The following is a 16,041-nucleotide window of genomic DNA, read 5'->3' on the forward strand; positions in this document are numbered from 1 at the left end:
GAATTCTATCTATAACCTTCCGCCTTCTTGGTGGAAGGTTTTCAGTTTGTTTGGAGAAGCTATGGTTAGGCACTAGAGTAAAACATCTGGCTATTAAGCCTTTAGAGAGGAAGGAACCATATAATGGCACTCCATATCGTATTAGTCGAGCCGGAAATTCCGGCCAATACTGGCAACATTGCGCGTACTTGCGCCGCTACCGGCACTCATCTTCACTTGGTTCGTCCACTCGGATTCCGTACAGACGATGCTACATTAAAAAGAGCAGGATTAGACTATTGGCATGCTGTTACTATTGAATATCACGACTCCTTTGCTGAGGTTTTGGAGAAATATAGCGAGGGGCGTTTCTTTTACGCAACGACGAAAGCAGAGAAAAGATACAGCGACTTTGAGTTCCAAGATGGCGATTTTTTTGTTTTTGGCAAGGAAACGAAGGGGCTTTCTGCAGAGATTCTAGAAGCAGGTAAAGAAACAAAAATGCGCATGCCAATGAGTGATGCTGTGAGATCTCTGAATTTATCCAATTCGGCAGCAATTATTGTGTACGAGGCGCTTCGACAATTGGATTTCCCTAATCTTATTTAAAAAAAGACAAATTTTTTATTTTTTTCAGCAGGATTCGACAATTAGGTAACGAAATATATTGAAAGAGCCGAAATAAGTAGTAGCTACTAAATAATTTTTCTTGAACAGGAGAGGTGTACGTTAGTTATGAAACCTGCTGGTGTAGTTCGCAAAGTGGATCAGTTGGGTAGAATTGTTCTGCCTAAGTCCCTGCGTAAAAGGTATCAGATGAATGAAGGCGACCCGGTTGAAATTTTGGTACAGGGTGACCATATCATCTTGGAGCGTTACCGTCCAAAATGTGTTTTCTGTGGATCTATGGATGGTGTAAGCGAATATAAAGATCGTTATATTTGTTCTGCATGCCTTTCGGAAATGACTCAATTGCCAAGGCATGCCTAAGAAGTACATATTTTGAATTTTGACAGCCAAGAGCTTATAAAAAAACTGTCCTCTTCGTAGAACTCTTCTACTTGGGGGGCAGTTTTTTTATGTATACAAAAAATGCCCCCGCACCAAGTGGCTGCAGGGACATATCGGCTTTATAGGCCTTTTGTTTTGTCGTCGTTGTAAGATGAGGTAAGGATGCCGACCGTAAATAACACAAATACGAACATTACGATCCAAAAGGTTAATGAGAACGACATACTGGCACCTCCAATAGCGAATGTATTCGTTATCAAGATTATAACCTGCAATTTAATAAAAATAAACGCAAATGTGATATGTTACATAGACAATTTACTATATTATTTAAAAAACAGAAAATTCGTTGGCACAGCTCTTAGATTTCCATCGGATGGTTTATTGATAACTCTTCCGTTAAAGATCAATGAGGAAGAGCCACCACCATCTAAATTATAAGCATCTACGAGACCCATATTCGATAATTTGTTCTGAATCTCCTCCAGCTGTGCACCAGAGCTGCCATACTCATTATATCCATCCGCTACAAAAAGCAGGATCTGATCATCTTTATATTTGCCGATCACGGTACGTGGTGCCCGATTAGGGGATGTTTTCCACTTTTCGGGTATGGGTGTTTTGATGTTGTTTTTAAGGAGGACAGGCACAAAGGTGGCGCCGAATACCGGATCTAGCTGATCTAATTGTGCGCGACTGTAGAATTTCCCGCCGATTAATTGCCCGGATTTGTTCAGCCCAACAAAACTTAGGTCCTTGTACGTCGGCTCAAAACCGTATAAATACTTTCCATCCACTACAGTTGTGCTTAAGGGATAACGTTTTCCGGATTGATCTGCAAAGCCGCCCGCATTAATACCAGCAATGGCACCATTACGCTGTACGGCATGCATAGTAGTTTCCGCACCGGAGGCTGTCTCCGCCAAGCTCATCTTCATAGCGGTCGGGTCCTTCAATTTGATTTTCAACGCATAAGCTTTGTAGTTTCCTGGATTCAATCGATATAACTCAACTCTTATACGGTCGCTAGTAACGATCTCTGAAGGTATACCAAGCTTGGCTGAAATCCTGCGGTTATAGATCAGTTCAGGCCGGGTCGCCTGAGTCTGTGCTGTTTCGACCAGCTTATTCATCGTAGTGGTAGTCTCTTTATATAGCTTGGCACTAGCGCTGACAGCATCAATGGTGTAAGCTGCGGAGGCCTCTGCCAGCGTCAGCTCTTTTTTTAAGGAAGCTGTTTCATTCACTGGCCCAGCGCTTGGTGTGAATTGTCCTACATCAAGGTCTAGCTGTAGCGGTGGTCGATACCACGACATACAAATAAACAAGCCTATGAACGGTGCAGTTAGAAGCATGAAGAAGCGGTTTACTCTTTTGACTGGCGTCATCATTTGATCAGATCCATTTCTTTCTTCAAAGCTTCTAACTGTTTGCTTACCTCACTCAATTGCGTATATAGCTTGTTGCTGTTATCTGTCTTGGCACTAGCATTATCTTTAGTGAAGGTTAATAGTTCGTTAAAGCTTTGCACTGTATTCTGCAATTCCTTCACTTCTTCAGAGAGAACGGCAATTTTTGCTTCATAGTCGGTCTTCAAAACGGTAAGCTGCTGCTGGCTCTGAGTACTAAGTTCGGTAAGCACCTGTTGCTTCAGATGGTTCGTGTAGCTGTATACAGCATATACGCCGAGTCCGATCATCATAATCCAGAACAGTAAAAACCATTTTACGGAAGGGCCGTTTCTCGCAGTAGTAGAGCGCGAGCGTACCGGGGACGTTTCCGCTAGCGGTTGCATTTTATCACCTCGGGTTGGTCTTTTTTTCAAGTCCCCATTCTATCAGACTTTGACAAGATTCGCAAAAATGTAAGAGAGTATGAAAACTAGAAAAAGTAATTGCATCCTATTAAACTACTGCGATACAATTTCTATAGATTGGAATTCTGATAGACGTACACAAGGTAACCAGCTAGAGATTATACAGACAAGTCATCATACAGCCTTGCTTGCGTTTTAACCGGAAACGCTGCGGCGCTTTCCTTTCTAGATGATTATATATAGAGCAGGGGGTCAGGGCATTAATGATGAAGGTTTGGCAGGTGGTCATTGTGGGGTGTCATCCTACAAGTATGCTGGGGACAAAATTGATTTTGGAAGAGGAAGAGGGGCTTAAGGTTCTGGGAATGTATTCCACTTGGGACGAAGGCGCTACCATCGTAAGGGAAAAAAATCCCGAGCTAGTGCTAGTAGATTATCATATGCCTGAGGGGAATATTGAGAGTGTGCTGTTAAATATGAAAAAAAGCTCACCAAACTCACATTTTGTCGTGATGACAGACGAAGACGGGCGAGAACTGCTTCAGCCCCTCGTAGAACTAGGAGCCAGCGGGATATTCTCGAAGGGAGCTTCTCCCCGTCAGCTTTTACAGCTGATCCTGGGTTTACGGGAGGGTTTTCTTTCAATGCCGTTGGAATGGATTGAAAAAGGAGCTTGGCCGATTTCGACATTTAAAGGATTAGATGATGTTTTGCAACTGACGGAGACTGAGATGTTTATCATGGAGCGAATCGTTCAAGGGATTACCTACGATAAAATTGCGCTTGAAATTGCGGTAAGCCGTCGGTCCATTGATAATTATTTGCGCAAAATCTATGTAAAGCTCGATGTTTCGACCCGGGCACAAGCGATTGAAAAATTCGCGCTCTTCTCAAGACAAAACAGGCAAATCTACGCCTAACCCACGCTTTACGACATAATGACGTATGGGGTGGAATATTCTTGGAGTAGAAGTAAGAATATCATGTTGAATGGGTAACCATCCCATCCTTGGATGAGGATGACGAAGCCGTTTCTACTTGGTAACAGGGAAGGGGGATTTCGCATGATTTACGAATTTTCTGCTCGCGCACACACATTGTTGTCGTCATCGCTTCTTAGTATCCGCACCCAAACACGGAGAAGCTCCATGATATCGCTAGCTGAAGAATTACCAGCGGAAGAACTATTCCCATTGTCACTGCTTGCTGAAGCAGCATCTACGGTGATTTCAGCAGATGCGGGAGCACTGCAATATGGTGATCCTGCAGGGTACGGACCGCTTCGGGAGTGGCTTGCAGGGGATTGGCTTAAAGAAAAAGGGGTAAATGTTGTTGAAGGTGGAGTTCTGCTAACAACGGGTAGCCAGCAAGCCATTGATTTGTTGTCGCGGGTGTATATTGATCCAGGAGATCGTGTATTAGTAGAAAATCCGACCTCTCCAGGATTTTTGCAGACTCTTCGGATGCAGGGGGCCGTTATTATTCCTGTACAGGGTGATTTGGACGGGCTTGATCCGGAGCATTTGCGGAGCCAGATCGAGCTGCATAAGCCGAAAATGCTGTTCGCAACCCCTAGCTTTACCAATCCAAGCGGCATTTTATGGAGTTTGGAGAGACGCCGCGCAGTATTGGATTTATGTATCGCATATAACATCTTGATTGTGGAAGATGATTCTTATGGGGATTTGCACTTCCAGAAGCAGGGTGAACACAAGGCTAAAAGATATCCGTCTTTGTATGCACTGGAAAATATCAGCGATGGCGGACACGTGCTTTATATCGGTTCGTTCAGCAAGACCGTTGCGCCCGCGCTGCGGACGGGCTGGGCGGCAGGCAGCCGAGTCTTGATCAGAATGATGTCTGCGGCTAAGCAGATGGCCGATTGGCAGTCGAGCGCATTAAATCAGCGGCTGCTGCATCATTTATTGGATGTGTCTGCGTTTGATCTGCGTGAGCATATCGCGCAGCTGAATCGAGAGTATAACACCCGTCTGAAGCTTATGGTGGAACTGCTCAAGCGGCCTGCTTGGAAGGGCAGCTCCTATGACCTTCCATCAGGAGGCATGTTCCTGTGGGTCGCACCACCAGAGGGAATGGATGTTATGGCGTTGCTCAAATGTGCGCTAGGTAAGGGAGTGGCTTTTTTGCCAGGTCCGTTATGTAGTGTAGATGGAGTCAGCAATCACCTTCGCCTTAACTTTAGCCATCCCGGGCGGGATGAGCTGCTGCTTGGCATGAATCTGATGAGCGAAGCGGTTAAGGAGTTCACAGCACGGAGTTAGGTAGTGGAATGAAAGTTGTGAATGAAATGATTGAAATGATGAAAACACAACACAAGACACTTTTAGAGCTAAAACAAGGACAGAATTACAAGTCGGGCAAGATGAAGTTCGTGATGTGAGATTAATTAGGAAAATCCTCCCTAAAACTGGTCGATTTGAACTCTAAAATGGACTATTTAGGGAATTTCTCCCTAAAAAATCAAGGGATTCCCCGTTTTAGGGGTAAATCTGGCGAAAATCAGGGAGGAATTCCCTAAAATGCAGTTTTTAGCGTGTGAATCGAAGAATATTGGGGAGGATTTCCCTAATAACTTAGTGTGCCTTTTTCGGAATGGTGTTTTTAAAGCTTATTTTGCTTTGAATGATTCAGCAAGAGTAGCTTGTTAAAGCAAGAGTAGAGAAAATAGTAATTAGTAAATAGCGCTCGTGTTCGAAGATTGTAAATAAGTTAGTTAAGTACAGTCAAGTAGAGCTGGATGAAGTACGCATGAGACATGAACGTGGTAAGAGTGAGATATGAACGTGGTACGAAAGAGTTACTAATGTGATGAGAATGATTTACGAATGTGGGAAGAGCGAGTTAAACACGCGGTAAGAATGCAATTCGAATGTGGTATGTATGAGATACTCATGAGATATGAGTGAAATAAGACATGACACGTATGAGATACTAGTGTATTAAAAATGTAATCTAAATGTGATATGAGTGTAGTAAGAGCGTGGTACGCACCAGATAATAATATGTTAAGTGTAAGTTAAGAACATGGAATGCACAGAGATAGGATTTAAATAAGATAAGACATACGAAAAAGCATCCCGTAGTTGGGATGCTTTTTGGCGTTATTTACACATGTTATGTGTGCATCAGAATAATAAGTTTAAAGTCTGAGTAAATGATTAGAACCGAGCTAAAAGAATAAGACCCGACTAAAAAGAAATAGTCGATAGAAGTACTGTCCAGGCTAGGTTAGCTAATTAATGGGATGATTGCTGTTATTGGGTACGCCGCTTGTTATCGCGGTATATTCCACCAGCGCCGCATGACCGGCTGGGGTTAGGGTGTAACGCCCACGGCTTACCCGGTGAAACCAGCCGTAGTAGTTATTCTGAAGCATAGCGGCGGCGGTGGGTACGCCGCTACGCTTCCGCAGCTCGGCCGGAGTGATACCGGCCGAGCGGGGAGCGCTTCCTGCGGCCAATACGGCCGCTGGAAGCGTGCTTGAGGCAGCGCTAGGGGCACCGCTTCGCGTGCCTGCCGCCGCCTCCCGTGCTGCCGCGTCCCCGGCAGCACGGCTCTCCGGCGCTGAGCTCAGCGCCGGAACCTGTTCAGCGGTGCCCGCCGCTGAACGTTTGGCTGCTGCAGGCGAAGCCTTCGCAGCTGCCTTCTCTGCAGCGGCGGCGGCGTCCGCCTCCGCTGCTTGCAGAGAAAGCGCGACACGCAGCGCTTTCTCGCGGTAGGCCGTCACGAGCTTGACGCGCGTGCTGCCGCCGGTGTTGTAGTCTCCGCTGCGCTCGCGGAACTCATAGAGCAGGCGTTCGCGCCGCCGCTTATTGCTGCGCTGCGCAGGCGGCTTCTCGTCTGGCTCTACGAGCACCTCGACCAGCGGTGCTTTGGTCTTATAAAAGATAACAGTGATCAGCCCAAGACCGAGCCGGCGGCATAACCCGCTAAGCTCGCCCCAGCGCTGGTTCACCGCTCCTTTTTTATCACGGACACGTTCCACTGCGAGATAGACGGTGGGACTGAGCTTCAACCGTTCTACCCCTTGCAGCAGTAAGGCGAGATTGAATGATTTTTTCATCTCCACGATCAGAGGCTGTTCAACGTCCTCCCGAATCCCCACCAAATCGCAGGTCCGAACCTCACCTTTGATGCTGTAACCCTGCTTTTCAAAAAATCTTCAAAGGAGCATATAGCTCCGTTTCATGTCGTACCGCCATCTTGTCACTCCCGTAGGCCTTTATTTTCGGGTTTCCCAATAAGGTTTTACAGCCATTTTCTGATTCTCTATTATAGCACAGTAAAAAAGAGGTCAACTATTCCGCGCTTGCCGCATAGGTATGTAATACACTTTTTAACGCTATAGGAGAGCAAGTAGAAGAGCAAGTAGGAGCGCAAGAGGAGGCAGCGAGCAATGGACATTTTTGAGCGTATAGCTTCGTATCGGGCTGAGAACGACCGGTTGGCGTGGAGCGGCACCTTCAAGCAGTATATAGAACTGTTGAGAAAAGACCCCTCTCCCGCAAAAACCGCTCACTCCCGCGTTTATGACATGATTAAGTCGCACGGCGTAGAGGACATAAACGGACGCAAACGGTATAAGTTTTTTGAACAGGAGATTTTTGGACTTGATCGTGCAGTCGAAAAGTTGGTCGAGGAATATTTTCACTCTGCAGCACGTCGGCTTGATGTTCGCAAACGGATTTTGTTATTGATGGGACCTGTCAGTGGTGGGAAATCGACCCTGGTCACGCTGCTTAAACGTGGTTTGGAACAGTACTCGCGGACAGATGCGGGTGCGGTATACGCAATAGAAGGCTGCCCGATGCATGAGGACCCGCTGCATTTGATCCCGCTGGATCTCCGTCCGGAGATTGAGAAGGAACTTGGTGTACGTATTGAGGGCAACTTGTGCCCATCCTGCCAGATGCGTCTAAGAAATGATTATGCTGGTGACATTGAGCAGGTTAAGGTGACGCGTGTTATTCTGTCAGAAGAAGAGCGGGTAGGGATTGGTACTTTTAGTCCCTCTGATCCGAAGTCTCAGGATATCGCCGATTTGACAGGAAGTATTGATTTTTCGACCATTACTGAATTTGGTTCGGAATCTGATCCGCGTGCCTACCGTTTTGATGGGGAGTTGAACAAAGCTAACCGTGGGCTGATGGAATTTCAGGAAATGCTCAAATGCGACGAAAAGTTTTTATGGAACCTGCTGTCACTGACGCAAGAAGGCAATTTCAAGGCTGGCCGCTTCGCGTTGATAAGTGCGGACGAAATGATAATTGCTCATACAAATGAAACCGAGTATAAGTCGTTTATTTCTAATAAAAAGAATGAAGCGCTCCAATCCCGTATGATTGTTATGCCTGTTCCGTATAACCTCAGAGTTTCGGAAGAGGAAAAAATCTACGCGAAGCTGATCGCCCAGAGTGATATGAGTCATGTGCATATTGCACCACATGCGCTGCGTGCCGCCGCTATTTTTTCTATCCTAACCCGTCTTAAAGAAAGCAAAAAACAAGGTATGGATCTGATCAAAAAGCTGCGGATGTACGATGGCGAAGAGGTCGAAGGCTATAAAGAGGCCGATCTTAAAGAGATGCAAACGGAGTATTTAGATGAGGGCATGTCCGGAATTGATCCGCGTTATGTTATCAACCGCATTTCCAGCGCTCTGATCAAAGGAGATCTGCAGTGCATGAACGCACTGGATGTCCTGCGGGCGATAAAGGATGGCCTGGATCAGCATCCGTCGATTACAAAAGAGGAGCGGGAGCGTTATCTGAACTTCATCTCCATTGCCCGCAAGGAATATGATATTTTAGCGAAAAGCGAAGTACAAAAGGCATTTGTCTACTCCTTTGAGGAATCTGCGAAGACACTTTTCGAGAATTATCTAGATAATATCGAAGCTTTCTGCAATTGGTCGAAAATTCGTGATCCGCTGACGGATGAGGAAATGGAGCCGGATGAACGGTTAATGCGTTCGATTGAAGAGCAAATTGGAATCTCTGAGAATGCAAAAAAAGCGTTCCGTGAAGAGATCCTGATCCGGATTTCCGCGTATTCACGCAAAGGGAAGAAATTCGAGTACAACAACCACGACCGCCTGCGGGAAGCGATTGAGAAAAAGCTGTTCACAGATCTCAAAGATATTGTCAAAATCACCACCTCGTCCAAAACACCTGATGAAAGTCAGCTCAAACGAATCAACGAGGTATGCGCCAGACTTATTGATGGACATCACTACTGCCCAATTTGCGCCAACGAGCTGCTGAAATACGTGGGAAGTCTGCTTAACCGTTAAAAAAGAGTTCATTTATGCGGGGTGTTCCAAAAGCCATGAAAATGGCTGTGGAGCACTCTTTTTTTGCCCTCCCATGTTGTATTTTCTTCCTTTTACCCTCCTAATGTTAATCTAAACACCGCAACCCGTCTGACTAATTTGGCTGTTGTGCGTAAGAAGTTGCTAAAGGACACAGGTGACCCTAAACGTAGATTTTGAGCATATTTCGCAGGCTATCGGACCCCATGGTCGCTATTAGCAGGAAAAACCCTAAATATGAGCCGTTTTTGACTAATAGCTGCACTGGAGTCCGAAACTCCGCTCAAAAGGCGATGTTTTTGCAATTAACGTCATCTGGGTCCTTTAGTCAGTCGTTGGGAGCAACAGAACTGAAGAGTAAGTAGTTACGTGGATCCAGCGTTGTCTACTTCGAGGCTTACCCAAAATGATGGTGACTAAGAATACGCAGAGTTGTGATCCTTTTGTAAATGGGGGATCACTGCTCTGTTTTTCTATACAGGCAATAATGCAGCTCAGCAAAACAGGAACAGTCCATTTCCAGCGCAGTTGATATAATGAAATCACCGTACGGGGAAAGGCTGGTGCTGCACTTGAATTACAGTAAAGATATAGAAAAATGTGTTGAATATATAGAAGCTCATATTAAAGAAAATATAACGGTTGAAGAAATAGCGACGGAGGTCGGATATTCGGTGTATCATTTTTGCCGAGTGTTTAGCTTGTGCAAAGAAATGTCTGTGATGGAGTATGTGCGGAGCCGAAAATTATCCTTAGCCTCAATTGAATTATTTGCTGGAAAAAAGATCATTGATATTGCGCTGGACTATGGTTTTGAAACACAAAGTGGCTTTACTAAAGCTTTTCGCAAAACCTTTGGTTATAGTCCGACACAATATGCGGCACGGATGGATGGGTTTAGTAAAGGAAATTCAATATTTGATATCGGAGGTTATATTATGAATCCTGTTTTTGTTCGTAAGCCTGCTTTTAAGGTGGCTGGTTATGGTATCCAAACTAATGTTGCGGGTAGTATGTACACTAAGGATATTGCTTCTTTTTGGAGCCATTATGAGGGTGAAAACCTGGAGTCCAAAATGTATAAAATACTAAACCCGCCTAAACACGGAGAAGTTGGTTTATGTATTCCGTCTTCAGATAACGGCAATGCCACCTATCTTTTGGGTGTTATTGTTGAGGACTACTCCAAGGTAGAAGCTGATATGTTGACGATGGATGTGCCAGAAGCCGAATATGCCGTGTTTACAACACCTCCAGTGGATACTTCAACGGATACAGAGCAAATAGAGTTTGCCCAAGTCATAAAAAGCAGCTGGAAGTACATCTTCGAAGAATGGTTTAAGGACAGTGGTTACGTTTATGACGAGACTAAGCTGGATTTTGAGTTTTACGATGAACGCTGCCATTCGCGGCCAGATACAGTGATGGAGATTTACGTTCCTGTGAAAAAGTTGACTGAATAGTCGATAAGGGCAAAGACCGCGCGGTGATAATTGTAATTTCAGAAATGTTTGGACTTTAGGTCGCTGACAAAGGCGAACGCTACGCGCCTACATTTTCAAACTTCCTTACGTTACGTTCACCTGAGCATTTGCCATGTGCAGTTATTAAGTTGATATGAGGGTGTCGATGAAGGTCCGCAGCGTGTTACCGCTGTGGGTCTTCTTTTTTAGGAACTCCCAAATGGAAACCAATGATACTTTTGGGGTGTTTTTTTATCTAATCAGTTTATGTTTGACGAGTATCATCTTCCGTAGTGTAATAGAGTCAATTAGAAAGGTAATTCGAAAATAACGGGGAGTGGGGCAAATGATTAGAGAAGCGAGAGCTGATGACTGGAAAGACATAGCGGAATTATTAGAACAGTTGGGATATCCAGATACAGAAGTGTTCATGCAAGAAAAACAGAAAAGCTAATCCTACATCCGGACGAGGAATTATTGGTTTTTGAGGAAGATGATAAAGTGGTAGCTTGTATTTCCATGCATTACATACCCCAATTAGGTCTGGTAGGAGAGACTGCAATTATAAGTTATCTTGTGGTGAGTAATTCCATTAGGAGCAAAGGAATCGGACGAAAGCTTGAGGAGTATTGCGCTGATTTAGCTAGAAAAAGAAACTGTGATAAAATTCAGGTTCATTGTCATTCCAGAAGAACTGATGCGCATAGATTTTATGCCCGGCAAGGATTTGTTGAGGCTCCAAAATATTTCTCGAAGTCGTTAAAAGAATCTGAATCCTCATTTTAGTCATAGCAAAAAGCGGCAGACCAGGGTGTTAATACCCGTTTAGGTCTGCCGCTTTTTTTAGTTTAAATAAACTTCCGCTGTACCTTTTTGCCATCGTATGAAAAACGCGCCTTTTTGTCTTCCACAACCGTCTGTAGATGAACCGTCCGCCCCCATAAAGAGTAGATGTGAGGGAGTGTGCGCTCCAGATACTTCAGATCCAGCTCGATACTTTCATAGCGATGAGTTATAAATAATTCACCATTCTTCTCGAAGTCTGCGTCCTCAATGACCAAGTAAGGAGACCCGCCATTGACCCGGGCGAGCACCAGTTGATCTCGTACATTTTCCCATGCTTTATCGGTGATTTTCCATTCGGGGCCTTTTTTCTCAAAAACATAAAGATCGAGGTCGTTCACCAATTCCTTCGACAGATAGCTGCGGATAAAGGAGGTATCGGATTCCAACTCACGTACTTCAAAGATTTTCTCACGGTCCCAGCGGCGTTCGATGTCTTCAAAGATTTTCAGCCCCAGATAGTAAGGATTCAGGCTTTGCCGTGAGGGCTGCACGACGGATGAATTCAATTTTGCGTATTCCACAGTTTCCTCTTCGGTCAGATCTAGTTCGCGAACGATGCGCTGATGCCAGTAGGAAGCCCAGCCTTCGTTCATGATCTTCGTCTCCATCTGCGGCCAGAAGTAGAGCATTTCGTCATGGAGCATCGTCATAATGTCACGCTGCCAATCCTCCAAAACAGTGGAATATTGCTGGATAAACCAGACCATATCTTTTTCTGGCTCGGGGGGAAAGCACGGTTTCCTGAGGTTGCTTCCTGTGGCCCGGTATTGCTTTTATCTAAATTCCATAATTCGTCATAAGGATTGGATGATTTCGAGCCGCCTGGAGGGGCGTCTTTGAGCTCCTTCATCTTAGCTTCCAGTAGGTGAGTTTTGCCCAGCTTGCGTGGCTGGATCAGACTGGGGTCTATATGCTCCTGGATAGCCAGCACTGAATCGATGAAGCTCTCCACAGCATCAGTTCCGTAAGTTACAGAATAACCGGCAATCCGATCTGCTGTAGCTGACATGCTCTCGACCATATCTCGGTTGGACATGGAGAAACGCATATTATTTTTGAAAAAATCACAGTGCGCTAGCACATGGGCAACGATCAGCTTATTCTGAATCAGTGAATTTCCATCCAGCAGGAAGGCATAACAAGGGTTGGAGTTAATAACGAGCTCGTATATTTTGCTCAGTCCGAAATCGTATTGGGATTTCATTTTATGAAAGGTTTTTCCAAAACTCCAGTGTCCAAATCGTGTAGGCATTCCATAAGCGCCGAATGTATAAATAATATCTGCGGGGCATATTTCATAACGCATGGGATAAAAATCTAAACCGAAGCCAGTGGCTATTTCCGTAATCTCGGCAATGGCCCGCTCTAGCGCATTAATTTCTTCGCTTGGCATGAATCTTTCTCTCCTTCCTACTCTGGGCACCGCCTGTATGGGGCAGAACCTATATGAAATGCGGATACCTGTATCGAAAAATGCTATTCATACTATGTATATGGGAGGAGGGGAGGCAATATGACGGGGGAACTATCGTAGCCACCACCCAAACGTATTTATAAATAGATGATTCCTCATTCAGAAATTTGGCGAATTCTTCCTCGCTATCACTGTATGTGGAAATTCCATCCTTGCGATCCTTCTGAGCTTGCTGAAGTTGAGACAGGACACCTTCATTGTTGAAAATGACTGAAGTCATTCGCTTCTTCTCCAACAAAGATAATACAAACGAAAAGTATAACAGCGAGAGAGATTTTCAAGGCGTCTTGAAGTAAAGAAGAAACTATGGGGTGGAGAATTTATAGAATGGTTTCTATACTAGCCTAAAATGATATTTGTCAAACGGTTTACCGCCGTATGCAAAGTTTCTTTCCCCTCTACACAAGCCATTGCAACCCCGTAGATGCCCCAACTCCAAAATGTAGCCAGTAAATAATGTTCTTCCTTCACACCATGCTCTTTATCTAATAAAGCTTGAAGTGTTTCCGTCAATCGTTGTTTAATTTCATAGTCCATTTTCGATTTGAATTCTTCAAGAGCATGTTGACATTGTAAGGATAAATTTATTTGAGAACTCATAATAGCTTGGAGGGACATAATAATTGTTTGTTCATTGATGACTTCTTGTAAGGCTACTTCATTAAAAATTTCTTTCGTAAGAACTTCTCTTTGAATCACATCGATTAAATCGTATTTATCCACAAAATGATAGTAAAATGTTGAACGGTTAATCTCTGCTTCTTGTGTAATATCACTAATGGTAATATCACTAAAATCTTTTTGTTTAATCAGTCTCATAAAACCATTCATGATATTTTCTCTTGTTCGTTGAATCCGTGGATCTTGTTTTTTCATTTGTACCTTCCTTCTTAAAATACTAATACTTTTTGACACTTGTTGGATTAATGGGTGACCCCATTATAACAGAAAAAATTTTCGAAAAAAACACTTCATGGTCCATTTTTTGTATGGACTACGAAGTGCAGTATAAAGATAATAAACGATTAGAAGCTTTGTGCTAATTGCTTGGCACGCTCGATGCCTGCTGCTTTAATTTTCTCGGCATTATTTGGCATTTTAGCTTGACCTTCAATAAATAAACCTTCATATTCAGTAATACCCATGAAGTTCATAATATGTTTTAAATATCGATCGCCTAGCTCTTCATCTGCTAAATGACCTTCTGAATAAAAATCACCGCGAGCTTGAATATGAAGCACTTTCTTATTATGAAGTAAGCCAACAGCACCAGTCTCCGTATATCTAAACGTCTTACCAGGTACAGCTACGGCATCGATGTATGTTTTCACAACGGATGGGAATGAGAAGTTCCACATCGGCGTTACGAATATCATTTTATCCGTTGCAATAAATTGATCGAGAATTTCGTTTAGGCGACTAACTTTCGCTAATTCCTCAGTTGAAAGAGCGTCAATTTGCTGTCCTGCACGAAGTTTCCCCCAACCACTCATAACATCTGCATCTAAATTTGGAATATCTTCTTTGAATAAATCCAAGGTCACGATTTCATCCGTTGGGTTGGTCTCTTTATATGTTTCAATAAATGCCTTTCCTGCTGCCATACTAAACGAACGATTTTCGTCATTTGGATTTGCTGTAATAAATAATACCTTAGTGATAATAATCTCCTCTATTCTTTTATGTTTACAACAATTGTTGTTAAAGTTAGTATAAAACGATTAATCTACTAAACAAACCATCAATTTTATTGAATTGTTGCAAATCCAACACTCAGCTAGCATTGATTGAAATAGTTTTGGAAAAAGAGAAGCGGCCAATCGGACACAATCCACGAAGGGGATGAATCTGAAATAAAAAAGCTCTCCATAAACGATGCTTCATCGTTTGTAGAGAGCCTTTTTGCGTAAGCACCTTAGCTGACCGAAGCCCAGCCTTCGTTCATGATTTTTGTCTCCATCTGTGGCCAGAAGTAGAGCATTTCGTCATGGAGCATCGTCATAATGTCACGCTGCCAATCCTCCAAAACAGTGGAATATTGCTGGATAAACCAGACCATATCTTTTTCTGGCTCCGGGGGGAAAGCACGGTTTCCTGAGGGTGCTTCCTGTGCCCCGGTATTGCTTTTATCTAAATTCCATAATTCGTCATAAGGATTGGTTGATTTCGAGCCGCCTGGAGGGACGTCTTTGAGCTCCTTCATCTTAGCTTCCAGTAGGTGAGTTTTGCCCAGCTTGCGTGGCTGGATCAGACTGGGGTCTATATGCTCCTGGATAGCCAGCACTGAATCGATGAAGCTCTCCACAGCATCAGTTCCGTAAGTTACAGAATAACCGGCAATCCGATCTGCTGTAGCTGACATGCTCTCGACCATATCTCGGTTGGACATGGAGAAACGCATATTATTTTTGAAAAAATCACAGTGCGCTAGCACATGGGCAACGATCAGCTTATTCTGAATCAGTGAATTTCCATCCAGCAGGAAGGCATAACAAGGGTTGGAGTTAATAACGAGCTCGTATATTTTGCTCAGTCCGAAATCGTATTGGGATTTCATTTTATGAAAGGTTTTTCCAAAACTCCAGTGTCCAAATCGTGTAGGCATTCCATAAGCGCCGAATGTATAAATAATATCTGCGGGGCATATTTCATAACGCATGGGATAAAAATCTAAACCGAAGCCAGTGGCTATTTCCGTAATCTCGGCAATGGCCCGCTCTAGCGCATTAATTTCTTCGCTTGGCATGAATCTTTCTCTCCCTCCAGCTTGGGCTTATGCTGCAACCTATTCTGACAAGGCTGCAAAGGTTCCGCGACAACGTCCGGGACTGTTCCATTTAAGTATATGGGAGAGAAGATGAGTGTATGACGTTCTGAATTTCTGAGTGAAGATAATGTGATTTTGTATACATTATTGGAAGGAAGCACTAGCTTTTTTTGTATGCGAATTCTATCAACGGTATCCTTCTCGGTGAATTCGGACTCAGCTGACGTTATTTGCAAATTTCCAGCCTTTTGAGCAGGGTTGCGGACCCCACAGACGCTATCCCGCAGAAAGAGGCTCATATGTGGTGTCTTTCTTGCCAATAGCGGCAATGGGGTCCGTTAGCATACCAAAAGT

Annotated in this window: 12 protein-coding genes and 2 pseudogenes; 7 read left to right on the forward strand and 7 right to left on the reverse strand. The window is 44.1% G+C overall.

From position 1 onward, the window contains the following. The first annotated feature begins 123 nt into the window (after positions 1–123). Together trmL and MHH46_RS08665 are read left to right on the forward strand one after the other, a co-directional pair. Positions 124–588: a tRNA (uridine(34)/cytosine(34)/5-carboxymethylaminomethyluridine(34)-2'-O)-methyltransferase TrmL gene (gene trmL / locus MHH46_RS08660; protein ID WP_076135879.1), complete on the forward strand. Its 465-nt coding sequence runs from the start codon at positions 124–126 to the stop codon at positions 586–588. Positions 589–714: 126 nt separating this feature from the next. Then, entirely contained in the window at positions 715–969 is a 255-nt protein-coding gene (locus MHH46_RS08665) for an AbrB/MazE/SpoVT family DNA-binding domain-containing protein (protein ID WP_036684437.1), read from the forward strand. Positions 970–1,316: 347 nt separating this feature from the next. Here the strand turns inward: MHH46_RS08665 and MHH46_RS08670 are convergent, their stop codons facing one another. Both MHH46_RS08670 and MHH46_RS08675 read right to left on the reverse strand, forming a co-directional pair. Then, complete coding sequence (locus MHH46_RS08670; RefSeq protein WP_143761961.1) at positions 1,317–2,381, reverse strand: phosphodiester glycosidase family protein; 1,065 nt, start codon at positions 2,379–2,381, stop codon at positions 1,317–1,319. Then, a complete protein-coding gene (locus MHH46_RS08675) occupies positions 2,378–2,785 on the reverse strand; it encodes a hypothetical protein (protein ID WP_036684435.1) in 408 nt (135 codons plus the stop codon). Before MHH46_RS08675 ends, MHH46_RS08670 begins: the two co-directional genes overlap by 4 nt. Positions 2,786–3,069: 284 nt before the next feature. Here MHH46_RS08675 and MHH46_RS08680 point away from each other — a divergent pair, with 284 nt between their 5' ends. Together MHH46_RS08680 and MHH46_RS08685 are read left to right on the forward strand one after the other, a co-directional pair. Next, on the forward strand, positions 3,070–3,726 hold the full coding sequence (locus tag MHH46_RS08680; protein ID WP_036684433.1) for a response regulator transcription factor: 657 nt from the start codon (positions 3,070–3,072) through the stop codon (positions 3,724–3,726). A gap of 144 nt (positions 3,727–3,870) precedes the next feature. Continuing rightward, the gene (locus tag MHH46_RS08685) at positions 3,871–5,088 is read left to right on the forward strand and encodes a PLP-dependent aminotransferase family protein (RefSeq protein WP_036684431.1); all 1,218 of its coding nucleotides are present in this window, start codon (positions 3,871–3,873) and stop codon (positions 5,086–5,088) included. Positions 5,089–6,059: 971 nt separating this feature from the next. Here MHH46_RS08685 and MHH46_RS08690 read toward each other — a convergent pair. Next, the gene (locus tag MHH46_RS08690) at positions 6,060–6,890 is read right to left on the reverse strand and encodes a DUF2161 family putative PD-(D/E)XK-type phosphodiesterase (protein WP_405132590.1); all 831 of its coding nucleotides are present in this window, start codon (positions 6,888–6,890) and stop codon (positions 6,060–6,062) included. Positions 6,891–7,223: 333 nt separating this feature from the next. Between MHH46_RS08690 and MHH46_RS08695 the strand changes: the two genes are divergently transcribed. From MHH46_RS08695 to MHH46_RS08705, 3 genes are all read left to right on the forward strand, one after another. Further along, the gene (locus MHH46_RS08695) at positions 7,224–9,119 is read left to right on the forward strand and encodes a PrkA family serine protein kinase (RefSeq protein ID WP_076192805.1); all 1,896 of its coding nucleotides are present in this window, start codon (positions 7,224–7,226) and stop codon (positions 9,117–9,119) included. Between the two features lie 554 nt (positions 9,120–9,673). After that, a complete protein-coding gene (locus MHH46_RS08700; RefSeq protein WP_248547664.1) occupies positions 9,674–10,600 on the forward strand; it encodes an AraC family transcriptional regulator in 927 nt (308 codons plus the stop codon). A gap of 453 nt (positions 10,601–11,053) precedes the next feature. Continuing rightward, entirely contained in the window at positions 11,054–11,386 is a 333-nt protein-coding gene (locus MHH46_RS08705) for a GNAT family N-acetyltransferase (RefSeq protein ID WP_405132625.1), read from the forward strand. A 62-nt stretch (positions 11,387–11,448) separates the two neighbouring features. Here MHH46_RS08705 and MHH46_RS08710 read toward each other — a convergent pair. The 4 genes and pseudogenes from MHH46_RS08710 to MHH46_RS08725 form a co-directional block, all read right to left on the reverse strand. After that, positions 11,449–12,839, reverse strand: a pseudogene (locus tag MHH46_RS08710) (SpoVR family protein). A 420-nt stretch (positions 12,840–13,259) separates the two neighbouring features. Continuing rightward, entirely contained in the window at positions 13,260–13,796 is a 537-nt protein-coding gene (locus MHH46_RS08715) for a TetR/AcrR family transcriptional regulator (RefSeq protein WP_076195279.1), read from the reverse strand. Positions 13,797–13,945: 149 nt separating this feature from the next. After that, positions 13,946–14,581, reverse strand: coding sequence for an FMN-dependent NADH-azoreductase (locus MHH46_RS08720; RefSeq protein WP_076195281.1), 636 nt, complete (start codon positions 14,579–14,581; stop codon positions 13,946–13,948). Positions 14,582–14,844: 263 nt separating this feature from the next. Further along, positions 14,845–15,666: pseudogene (locus MHH46_RS08725) on the reverse strand (SpoVR family protein); the annotation flags it as partial. Positions 15,667–16,041 lie beyond the last annotated feature (375 nt).

It is taken from the genome of Paenibacillus sp. FSL H8-0175, assembly GCF_045040615.1.
GTDB classification, from domain to species: domain Bacteria; phylum Bacillota; class Bacilli; order Paenibacillales; family Paenibacillaceae; genus Paenibacillus_AQ; species Paenibacillus_AQ odorifer.

Excerpts from the sequence above, each read along its gene's own strand:
- MHH46_RS08685 (WP_036684431.1), top strand. The coding sequence starts at position 3,871 with ATGATTTACGAATTTTCTGCTCGCGCACACACATTGTTGTCGTCATCG.
- MHH46_RS08700 (WP_248547664.1), top strand. The coding sequence starts at position 9,674 with ATGAAATCACCGTACGGGGAAAGGCTGGTGCTGCACTTGAATTACAGT.
- MHH46_RS08695 (WP_076192805.1), top strand. The coding sequence starts at position 7,224 with ATGGACATTTTTGAGCGTATAGCTTCGTATCGGGCTGAGAACGACCGG.
- MHH46_RS08680 (WP_036684433.1), top strand. The coding sequence starts at position 3,070 with ATGATGAAGGTTTGGCAGGTGGTCATTGTGGGGTGTCATCCTACAAGT.
- trmL (WP_076135879.1), top strand. The coding sequence starts at position 124 with ATGGCACTCCATATCGTATTAGTCGAGCCGGAAATTCCGGCCAATACT.
- MHH46_RS08690 (WP_405132590.1), bottom strand. The coding sequence starts at position 6,890 with ATGAAAAAATCATTCAATCTCGCCTTACTGCTGCAAGGGGTAGAACGG.
- MHH46_RS08665 (WP_036684437.1), top strand. The coding sequence starts at position 715 with ATGAAACCTGCTGGTGTAGTTCGCAAAGTGGATCAGTTGGGTAGAATT.
- MHH46_RS08675 (WP_036684435.1), bottom strand. The coding sequence starts at position 2,785 with ATGCAACCGCTAGCGGAAACGTCCCCGGTACGCTCGCGCTCTACTACT.
- MHH46_RS08715 (WP_076195279.1), bottom strand. The coding sequence starts at position 13,796 with ATGAAAAAACAAGATCCACGGATTCAACGAACAAGAGAAAATATCATG.
- MHH46_RS08670 (WP_143761961.1), bottom strand. The coding sequence starts at position 2,381 with ATGATGACGCCAGTCAAAAGAGTAAACCGCTTCTTCATGCTTCTAACT.